10 protein-coding genes are annotated in these 8781 nt (G+C 43.6%); 5 read left to right on the top strand and 5 right to left on the bottom strand.

Annotation, left to right across the window (positions count from 1 at the left end):
- Positions 1-137: 137 nt before the first annotated feature.
- Entirely contained in the window at positions 138-512 is a 375-nt protein-coding gene (locus tag F6K37_RS25355; RefSeq protein WP_044495179.1) for a c-type cytochrome, read from the bottom strand.
- 454 nt (positions 513-966) lie between these two features.
- On the opposite strand from F6K37_RS25355, the gene petG reads away from it, so the two are divergent.
- On the top strand, positions 967-1080 hold the full coding sequence (petG, locus tag F6K37_RS25350) for a cytochrome b6-f complex subunit V (RefSeq protein WP_070395274.1): 114 nt from the start codon (positions 967-969) through the stop codon (positions 1078-1080).
- Positions 1081-1130: 50 nt separating this feature from the next.
- Here petG and rsmD read toward each other — a convergent pair whose 3' ends face one another.
- Together rsmD and hisH are read right to left on the bottom strand one after the other, a co-directional pair.
- Positions 1131-1670, bottom strand: coding sequence for a 16S rRNA (guanine(966)-N(2))-methyltransferase RsmD (gene rsmD / locus F6K37_RS25345; protein WP_008189583.1), 540 nt, complete (start codon positions 1668-1670; stop codon positions 1131-1133).
- Between the two features lie 73 nt (positions 1671-1743).
- Entirely contained in the window at positions 1744-2400 is a 657-nt protein-coding gene (gene hisH, locus F6K37_RS25340) for an imidazole glycerol phosphate synthase subunit HisH (RefSeq protein WP_008189584.1), read from the bottom strand.
- A 61-nt stretch (positions 2401-2461) separates the two neighbouring features.
- On the opposite strand from hisH, the gene F6K37_RS25335 reads away from it, so the two are divergent.
- On the top strand, positions 2462-2971 hold the full coding sequence (locus F6K37_RS25335; RefSeq protein WP_008189586.1) for a pyroglutamyl-peptidase I family protein: 510 nt from the start codon (positions 2462-2464) through the stop codon (positions 2969-2971).
- An 84-nt stretch (positions 2972-3055) separates the two neighbouring features.
- Entirely contained in the window at positions 3056-3250 is a 195-nt protein-coding gene (locus F6K37_RS25330; protein WP_287252964.1) for a hypothetical protein, read from the top strand.
- A 530-nt stretch (positions 3251-3780) separates the two neighbouring features.
- Here F6K37_RS25330 and ylqF read toward each other — a convergent pair.
- Positions 3781-4647: a ribosome biogenesis GTPase YlqF gene (gene ylqF / locus F6K37_RS25325; protein WP_287252962.1), complete on the bottom strand. Its 867-nt coding sequence runs from the start codon at positions 4645-4647 to the stop codon at positions 3781-3783.
- A gap of 134 nt (positions 4648-4781) precedes the next feature.
- The gene (locus F6K37_RS25320) at positions 4782-5198 is read right to left on the bottom strand and encodes a universal stress protein (protein ID WP_287252960.1); all 417 of its coding nucleotides are present in this window, start codon (positions 5196-5198) and stop codon (positions 4782-4784) included.
- A 191-nt stretch (positions 5199-5389) separates the two neighbouring features.
- Here F6K37_RS25320 and F6K37_RS25315 point away from each other — a divergent pair, with 191 nt between their 5' ends.
- Together F6K37_RS25315 and F6K37_RS25310 are read left to right on the top strand one after the other, a co-directional pair.
- On the top strand, positions 5390-6595 hold the full coding sequence (locus F6K37_RS25315) for a phosphoglycerate kinase (protein ID WP_287252959.1): 1206 nt from the start codon (positions 5390-5392) through the stop codon (positions 6593-6595).
- A 798-nt stretch (positions 6596-7393) separates the two neighbouring features.
- A complete protein-coding gene (locus tag F6K37_RS25310) occupies positions 7394-8506 on the top strand; it encodes a ParA family protein (RefSeq protein WP_008189595.1) in 1113 nt (370 codons plus the stop codon).
- The last annotated feature ends 275 nt before the right edge of the window (positions 8507-8781 follow it).

Raw genomic sequence — 8781 nt, 5'->3', positions numbered from 1 at the left:
TCAACCTTCAACCTTCAACCTTCAACCTTCAACCTTCAACCTTCAACCTTCAACCTTCAACCTTCAACCTTCAACCTTCAACCTTCAACCTTCAACCTTCAACCTTCAACCTTCAACCTTCAACCTTCAACCTTTAGTTACAATTGTTCCAGGTAACTCAACAGGTCTGCCATATCTCTAGTTTGAGGTTGAAACTTAGGCATTGGTGGTGTTCTACCACTAATCACTTGCTGAATCAGACTCACGTCAGACTTTCTCTTAGAGATACTCACTAGACTTGGTCCTACATGACCATCCCCTTTGGCTCCATGACACCCGGCACAGTTGATTTGAAAAATGGCATCACCTCGGACTGGATCACCGTTGAGGGACAAAACCTTTTGTACATAAGGATCCCAATCCTGCATCATGGGAATTCCGATCAGGCTAAGACTTATAGCAAGCAAAGCGACTAGTACTATCAAGGTGACTCGCCGCACTAGAACTCTAGGTTGGACAAGCTGGTTTTCCAATGGGTCTCCTGTCAAGTTGACTATCAATAAAGCGCTTGTAATCTCGATAAAACTGAACCATTGATTAAGTTGTGTTAAGCAATGATAAGTAAATACTTAGACTAAGTATTATTTTTGTTTATAAACATAGCTTAAAATTTATGGAGTCATTAATCAAGATCTTGTCGTGTATTTGTATTATATGCTACACTATGTCTTAACCATATACCTGATACTAGCGGAATAGATCGATGGTATACATTTTGGTATATAAGCTGGGATATAGGTAAAAGTATTCAACCCAAGTCAGGGCTTAGGTCATGAGGTCAGAACCTCCTGAGTGTGACTGAGCAATCTCAACCCATGGAACTCAGGATGGTTGATAAATAACTGTTTCACCACCAGCAGCACCCTAAGGTTGATCAGAGCTAGTAATATGAGAAACAGGTAAAAAAACTTAATTAGGAGACTTAGTGTGGTAGAACCGTTGCTTGTTGGGATTGTCCTTGGCTTAATACCTGTTACTCTATTGGGACTGTTTTTTGCTGCCTATATGCAATACCAACGGGGTAATCAACTTGGGGGTTAGTTTTTCCTTCCCAGAGCTGATCAACCACTGACCATTACCAAACCCCTGACCTAAACCAATGGGCAATAGAAGGTCAAGGCAGTATTGCCATAGACCTTCTGGCGACAAATTTCTAAATTGGGGATTGGTTTTGGTTGCCAGTAGTTAGAGCTATGCTCAACAGCTAACTCACCATGGGTGTCGAGGAGCTGGTATTGAGCGATCGCATCTAACACTGGCTGGTACAAATCACTAGCGTAGGGGGGGTCAAAATAAATGTGGTCAAACTGCTGAGGAGCCAAGGTTTTCAATCGCCTGACCACATCCCCTTGCAACACCCGAAATTCTTGCTGCGGCTGAGCCATCTGTTGCCAGTTCTGACGAATAATTGAACAAGCTTTTGCCCATTTGTCAATCCCTACCACCAAAGCAGCTCCCCGACACAGAGCCTCAGCCCCCATTGAACCACTACCAGCACATAAATCCAGCCATCGGCAATTCCCTACACTGCCTTGCCAAATATTAAATACTGCCTCCCGCACCCGTGCTGGTGTCGGGCGGGTAATTTGTCCTGGCAAAGTTTTCAGTTGGCGATTGCCGTAAATTCTCATCCAAACACAGGACAGTGGGGAGCGTGCTGATTACATCAGTAGTAGTAGCATAATTTTAGAATAAGAATAATTTTCAGGCTTTGGTGACAAGTGTACGATCATGGCAGTAACTCTTGACCTGAGCCACGAAATTAGACAAAATTTGCAGTCCTGTAGTAGAAGACTTTTCCGGGTGAAACTGTACTGCTACGACATTATTGTAAGCGATCGCAGCCGTCACGGTTTGACTCCCATGAGTAGTAGTTGCGGCTCGAATCATAGGGTCAACTGGGTCAACATAATAAGAATGGACAAAATAGACTCGCGGATTGCCTGATAAATGCTGCCAAAGGGTACAATCCGGTTGAGTAAACTCTAGCTGGTTCCAACCCATATGGGGAATCGTAATACTTGGTTCTCGACGAAAGCGCCGCACTGTCCCAGGCACAATCCCTAATCCAGGTTCTGTGCCTTCTTCACTTGCCTCAAACAGAATTTGTAAACCTAGACAAATACCTAAAAAGGGTTTACCGCTGGCAATGGCTTGTTTAATCGGTTGCTCCAGGTTACGCGATCGCAAATGTTGTATCGCTGGGTCAAACGCCCCCACTCCCGGTAGTACCACCGCATCCGCCTGTTCTATATCTGCTGCTAAATCTGTCACTTTGGTAGTTGCACCAGCTTTCTGTAACCCTTTACAGGCAGAGTGCAGGTTCCCCATGTCGTAGTCTACAACCGCAATTACTGGCATTAACCTGCTTTCCCTTACATTGAACTATTGAAGCTCTTTTTATTCTAATTGGTTCTGTTGGATGAACAAAAAAATCCTCTTGACATCCTTTCAAACCTGGTTACCCGATCAGGTATCTAACTCCTCTGATGATTTATTAGGGAAAATTGCTCAAACCAATGATTTATCTGCTTCCCTGACTTTTCTAAGACAGTTGCCCGTCGATATTGCCGAAGCTAGTGCTCAGGTAATTGCCACAATTGATCAAATACAACCCGATGGGATTATTTGTTGTGGAATGGCGAGTAAGCGGCACAAATTAACTGTGGAATCCTGTGCTACTCGTGAAGATGCCTGCCTTCAAACCCCAGTGAACTTAGAGCAACTAATAGCTGCCTTGAGTGGATGTGAGATTAGCCATGATGCTGGTAAATTTGTCTGCGAAGGACTCTATTACGAAGTGTTGAAGTATCTTGGAGAGCATCACCTCAATACTTCTTGTATCTTTGTTCATGTCCCTGTGCTGAATCCAGAGAATTTGCCTGGTATCTTGGCTGATTTTAGGATAATTTTGGAACAAATGGCACAATAGACTTTGCCGCATTTGTCGGTAACTTCAGATCCGGGAACTTCCGATCAGCACAGAATAATTGAGAAAAACACTATCACGAAAGCAATGCAGCGCCTTAATGAGAGGGTTTCCCCCACTCGCGCTTTGCATCAAGACAATACATTGACAAGAAGCCTAATCAAGACAACCTTCAACCTTCAACCTTCAACCTTCAACCTTCAACCTTCAACCTTCAACCTTCAACCTTCAACCTGCCAACCTTCAACCTTCAACCTTCAACCTGCCAACCTTCAAATTTAAACAAATACAAACTCTTGTTAAGAAATATTGATGCTTATAGCAGTATATATTAATACAGGTAAACAGAGCTTACGCAATTCAGCCATCGACACACTACCTGTATGGGTTAAAGGGTAACTGTTAACACCACCTGTAGAGTTCTTGCGTAAGCCCTGCATCAGCTGTTTCGGTGCTCAATATTGATTATAGGACTGATTGAAAAACTTTTCCCTCGGCAATATTACTGAAGTTGGTTACGCTAATTAGCTCAAGTCATCTGTCTTAAGTTAGGGTTAGCTCCTCAAGTCCCTTCCTGGCTTAAGTTCTGATCTTGATTTTTCAATAAATATTGACAATATTGGTTCAATCAGACTATAATTATCAGATTTATAGAAAAAGATATCCACAGGGAACTTAGGCTCGCGCTCTACGACTCCCGCTGTGCTACTCGCTCTGTGCGACGCTCACTAGCTAGTACTCACTAGTAGAATCGCGCTTGTAATTGTACTTGTGTAGATGCTGTAGATGCTAAGCAATTACATTGGTGGTACTTAGGGTAGTACTTCTGGTGGTACTTCCAATGCAATTGCTCCGAGTAAACCCTTACGAAAATCCCCCAATAGTTGCCGCGCTGTACGTTCGATGTTTCCCTGATAGCGATAGTCGGCTAAACCATGTAAGTAATCTTCAGCGGTCAATGGGTTTGGGTCTAGTTGGTACCGCTTTTCTAAAGAAGACTTTAATAAAAGAGTGTACTCCTTCATCTTATCTAAATCTTTCAGGAATGCAACCAGTGCTGTTGCTACCCGTTGGTTGTCGTAAGATGCTTCACCAATGTCATCACAGATAGCTAACTTGAGCGCCTGCTGCTGATTGTTTAACTTGGCAGGAATAACACCAGGAGCATCAAGTAGTTCAAGTTGGTCAGAAATACGTATCCAACGCAATTGGCGTGTCACACCGGGACGACGAGCACTCTCTACCACACGACGTCCCAAAAGTCGATTAATTAAAGCAGATTTACCGACATTGGGAAATCCAATCACCACAGCTCGGACAGGACGAGGTCGCATTCCCCGTGAGCGCCTACGTCGATTGATTTCCTCCCCAGCTGTCTGGGCTGCTTTAGCCACAGCTCGGATACCCTTACCCTGTTGAGCATTAGTGAAATAGGGGATATCCCCTTGCTGTTGAAACCACGATTCCCAAAGTTGGCGCATCCTTGGATCAATCATATCCACCCGGTTGATCACTAACACCCGAGTTTTATTACCCACCCACTGGTCGGTTTGAGGATGATGGGTAGATAGGGGAATCCGAGCATCCCGCACCTCTAATACCACATCCACTCGCTTCAACTGTTCTTTGAGTTCTCGCTCAGCTTTGGCAATGTGTCCGGGATACCACTGGATTGTCATTAGTCATTAGTCATTGGTCATTAGTCATTAGTCATTAGTCATTGGTCATTAGTCATGGGTTAATTGAAAATTGACCATTGACAATTGACAATTAGCAAGCAAGCAATTTTATTAGACCAATGACTAATCACAAATTAGGGAACAATCAAAACTGGGCAAGGGGACAAATTAATCACTCGATCGGCCACGCTATTAGGTATACCTTCCTCTGTCAAGCCTGGCCCCCGAGAGACCATCACAATTAAATTTGCCCCAATTTCGTCAGCCACATCGCAGATCACGAAGGCAGGCTTTCCTTCCCGCTCCAGGGTTTTGGCTTCAATGCCTTGCTGAGCAAATAGTGCTTTGGCACCGTTAAGCAGTTCTGTTACTACTTCAGGGGATTTCATTGCATCGTGAGCAGCTGCTGTAGCCTGGCCAGGGTCAGGTTTTTCAACCACTGACAGCAGATATAGATTGCTGCCGTACTTTTGCACTATGTTCCCAACAACCTCAGCAGCTTCACGGCTTTCTCGACTTGAGTCAATGGGAAATACAACGGTATTGAACATATCACAGATTTCCTCCAGGATCCGGACTCCGGTAAAATGTGAACGGTCTTAACAAAAGAATACCTTTTGTCCTGGTCATTCAGCTGGTGATTTACCAGTTAATGTACAGCGAACTCTCTGAGGTCAAATCATCCGGCAAGACGGCTGATAGTCAGGGATTAGCAGGCAATAGCAATTAGGAGATTAATACTGTGTCCAAGAAAAGTGTAGCCAATTTAAGTGAATCAGATTTAGCCGGAAAAACGGTATTGGTCAGAGCAGACCTGAATGTACCCCTGGATGACAATGGCTCCATCACCGATGATACTCGCATTCGTGCTGCTTTACCCACTGTTCAAGATTTACTTAAGAAAGGGGCAAAGGTAATCCTGTGTAGCCACTTGGGACGACCCAAGGGACAAGTGAAGGAAAGCTTGCGTCTAACCCCCGTTGCTGAGCGTCTTTCAGAACTTCTGGGTCAACCGGTGACCATGTGTAAAGACTGTGTTGGAGACGAGGTGGCTGCCCAAGTTGGTGCTTTGGAAAATGGTCAGGTGGCTTTACTGGAAAATCTCCGCTTCCACGCTGGAGAGGAAAAGAATGACCCAGAATTCACCAAACAGTTGGCATCCCTTGCTGATTTGTATGTCAATGATGCTTTTGGCACAGCCCACCGGGCTCATGCCTCTACTGAGGGAGTCACCCATTACCTGAGTCCTTCTGTAGCTGGGTACTTGATTGAGAAGGAACTGCAGTATTTACAAAACGCTGTAGAAAATCCTGAAAAGCCTCTAGCTGCAATTATTGGCGGCTCTAAGGTGTCCAGTAAGATTGGGGTGATTGATACTCTACTGGAGAAGGTCGATAAACTGCTAATTGGCGGTGGGATGATTTTTACCTTCTACAAGGCCCGTGGTATGAGTGTGGGTAAGTCCCTGGTGGAAGACGATAAGCTGGATTTGGCGAAATCTTTAGAAGCTAAGGCAAAAGAGCGCGGTGTAGAATTGCTGTTGCCCACCGATGTGGTCATCGCAGATAATTTTGCCCCTGATGCTAATTCCCAGACTGTCAGTATTGAAGCTATTCCCGATGGCTGGATGGGTTTGGATATTGGTCCAGATTCTGTGAAGGTGTTTCAGGACGCTTTGGCAGATTGCAAAACTGTAATCTGGAATGGTCCGATGGGAGTGTTTGAGTTTGATCAGTTCGCTAAGGGGACAGAAGCGATCGCAAACTCTATGGCTGAGCTGACCAAGACAGGTGCATCTACCATCATTGGTGGTGGTGACTCAGTAGCTGCCGTGGAAAAAGTTGGTGTTGCTGACCAAATGAGCCACATTTCCACCGGTGGTGGTGCCAGCCTTGAGTTACTCGAAGGCAAGGTTTTACCTGGAATTGCTGCTTTAAATGATGCCTAACTAGAGTTTTTTAAACCATTGTTTTAAATCCTAGTTTTACATAGGGAGATAGCATTGCTGTCTCCCTATTTAGCATTGTCTTGATGGGAAGATTGTTTGGTTTACGATCAATCAGCATTGGTTTTTATGATCTATTTGGAAATCGTAAGCATTCAGCCGTCAGCCGTCAGTGGTCAGCTGATTTTATTCAAAAGCACCAATCAATAGCCTGGCTACAGGGGACCATGTCACTTATGCAGAACATTTGTACTAAATCTCTAGCCCCCTCATGGGTTTAAGCTTGCTCTGATGCTACATAGTTCATTTGTTCTGCAACTTTGACCTGCTCCCTGATTTAGGATTGCTATAGCTTTGCGAAAACAATATCAGAAACAATTTTATCGGCTGGAATTCAAAATACAAACGTACCAGTATGCTCCTGAATAGTTTTGTCAGTCAACCAGGGTTGGTATTAGTAAAACTGCTGCTGGTCTACCTTATGCATATGATAGGCAAGTGGATGACTATCGATAAAGTCCTTCACAGCTTGATTGTTGGCTGCACGGATTAAAAACCGCCCGCGATCGACACAGGGGGAGAGCGACGAACTGAAATGCTCAGAAGTTGTTGAGCAGGGTTGTGCGTACAACTACGTTAGAGGTATCATATTTTTATTCTTTACCTTTAAATTAAATTTTGAGGAATTAATTTGCATTCGTGTTGAAAAGTTTAGATCAAGGCTAGATCTGTCAATTGGCTAGGATATCAATCTACCTAGTTTGGGCTTTCTGGGCTTGAGCCGATGCGATTGTCTAAAGGGTGCTGGGCGAAAGCCCAATCGCTCACCTCAGAAAACGATTGGCGGTGCAGAAGTTGGAGTTTTTGGGTAAGAAATTAAAAATGGCAATTTTAATCTCTTTATTTAATCACAAGGGTGGCGTAAGCAAAACAACTACAACTTTTAATTTGGGATGGGCTTTAACTGACATAGGGAAAAAAGTCTTGATCGTAGATGGCGATCCACAGTGTAATCTTACCGGAACAGTATTAGGCTTTAGTGGACAGTCAGATTTCGAGAGTTTTTACGAAAATAATCCAAAATCCAACTTAAGTACTTGTCTTGAACCAGCTTTTCAAGGGACACAAAAGCCACTGGAGCCAGCCAATATTATCAAAACTTCCAAAAAGAATTTATATTTGTTGGCTGGACATCTAGACTTAGCCGAAAGTGAAGCACAGTTAGCTGTTGCACTTTCAACAGGAGCCGCCATTCCTGCATTGAAAAACTTACCAGGCTCAGTTAACCACCTTATAACTATAACCGCTCACGAGAATGATATAGACATTGTCTTGATTGACATGAGTCCCAGCGTAGGCGCACTAAATCAGTGTTTTTTAATGGGTAGTAACTACTTTATTGTTCCTACTTTTCCAGATTATTTTTGCGACCAAGCAATACTTTCACTATCTCGTGTAATACCAAAGTGGAATAAGTCAGTAGAGTTGTTTCGAGATAAAGATCTAGCATATTCTGTACCTAGCGATCCTCCTAAATTTATGGGAATTATTTACCAGCGTTTTCGTCCGCGTAGTGGTAGCCCTGCTGCTTCTTTTCAGCGATGGATAGACCGGATAAAAGTAACAGTTAACGACCAACTCGCTCCGGCTTTATCGAAGGTGGGTATGACAATTTCTGAAGATGAATTTAAGGCTTCTAATCCAGGTGACACTCCATATAATTTAGCCAACATTCCCGACTTTAATTCATTAATTGCACAATCTCAAAAGCACAATGTTCCTGTATTTGCATTATCTGACATTCAAATAGAGCAGTCGGGTAAAGTCTTAGAAACTATGAAAAATAATCGTCAGAATTTCGATAATACTTTCAAGCAGCTTGCGAAAACAGTGGTTAATCTCATAAAAAGTTGAGGTTACTGCGGCTATAGACCTAACTTCGAGCAGTATCTGGATGAGTTGGTGTGAGGGTGCATGGCCACAGGCCCATAGCTGATAGCTGATAGCTGATAGCTGATAGCTGATAGCTGATAGCTTAAATTAAATCTATTCCCAACCTTGCAATTGATTCATCCAAGCTGTAATCTGATCGCGGCGAGTTTCAAAGGTAGAGGCAATCCAGATAAACCCAATTCCGACAAACAGCGCTACCACCCATTTATAAAATGGATAATCAAAGCTAAAAATCA

This window comes from Moorena sp. SIO4E2, from assembly GCF_010671945.1.
Classification (GTDB): Bacteria; Cyanobacteriota; Cyanobacteriia; order Cyanobacteriales; family Coleofasciculaceae; genus Moorena; species Moorena producens.
Note: the sequence above shows the minus strand (reverse complement) of the source record. Positions and strands in the feature narration are given on the sequence as shown.